The following is a 1,139-nucleotide window of genomic DNA, read 5'->3' on the forward strand; positions in this document are numbered from 1 at the left end:
CGGCGATGCGCGGCGCCGTCCAGGCGGGCCGGCTCGCCCGCCTGGCGGGCCGCATCCCCCGCCGCCGCTACGCCGAGGCCTCCTCGCCGATGACCCCGTGACACGCGCCGAAACCGCTGTAAGGCTCCCGACCAGAGGGAGCGCGACGGCGAGGGGCACGGCTCCGCATCGTTTCGGATGGTCAGGCCCTGCCATCGGCAAATCGCCCGTAAACTCGGCGGGGTGGACACGACGACCGCGGACCCCCTCGTCGGGCGCCTCCTCGACGGGCGCTACCGCATCGAGTCCCGCATCGCGCGGGGCGGCATGGCGACTGTCTACCTGGCGCTGGACGTCCGGCTCGACCGCACGGTGGCCCTGAAGGTCATGCACCGCTCGCTGGCCGAGGACCCGTCGTTCGTGCGCAGGTTCATCGGCGAGGCGAAGTCGGTCGCGAGCCTCTCCCACCCCAACGTGGTGCACGTCTTCGACCAGGGCACCGACGGTGACGTGGTCTACCTGTCGATGGAGTACGTCCCGGGCGAGACGCTGCGCGACATCCTGCGCGAGCGCGGCAGGCTGCCCGCCCGCGAGGCGCTGGAGCTCATCATCCCGGTGCTCGCCGCGCTGGGCGCGGCCCACCAGGCCGGGATGGTGCACCGCGACGTGAAGCCCGAGAACGTCCTGCTGGCCGAGGACGGCCGCGTCAAGGTCGTGGACTTCGGCCTGGCCCGCGTGATCGAGGCGGCCAACCAGACCCGCACCGGCGTGATGATCGGCACGATCGGCTACATGTCGCCCGAGCAGGTGACGTCCGGCGCGGCCGACGCCCGCAGCGACGTCTACTCCGCGGGCATCATGCTGTTCGAGCTGCTGACCGGGCAGCAGCCCTACGACGGCGAGACGCCGATGTCGGTGGCCTACCGGCACGTCCACGACACCGTTCCCGTGCCGTCGTCGCTCGTGCCGGGCATGCCGCCGCAGGTCGACACGCTGGTGGCGCGGGCCACCGCCCGCGAGCCGGGCGACCGTCCCGCCGACGCGACCGCGATGCTGGTGGCGGCGGTGGAAGCGCACCGCGGGCTGCCGCGCCTGACCGACCCCGCCGCGCCCCGCCCCGCACAGCACTCGGCGCCACACCCGATGCCGCACTCGGCGCC

General features: G+C 73.7%; 1 protein-coding gene and 1 pseudogene. Both read left to right on the top strand.

All coding sequences use genetic code 11. The features are described 5' to 3' along the window. Positions 1-101, top strand: a pseudogene (locus tag DQW85_RS22565) (thiazole synthase); the annotation flags it as partial. A gap of 121 nt (positions 102-222) precedes the next feature. Continuing rightward, on the top strand, positions 223-1,139 hold a 917-nt coding region (locus DQW85_RS22570), incomplete at its 3' end, for a protein kinase domain-containing protein (RefSeq protein ID WP_162795243.1).

It is taken from the genome of Nonomuraea lactucae (assembly GCF_003313395.1).
In the GTDB taxonomy this organism is placed as follows: domain Bacteria; phylum Actinomycetota; class Actinomycetes; order Streptosporangiales; family Streptosporangiaceae; genus Nonomuraea; species Nonomuraea lactucae.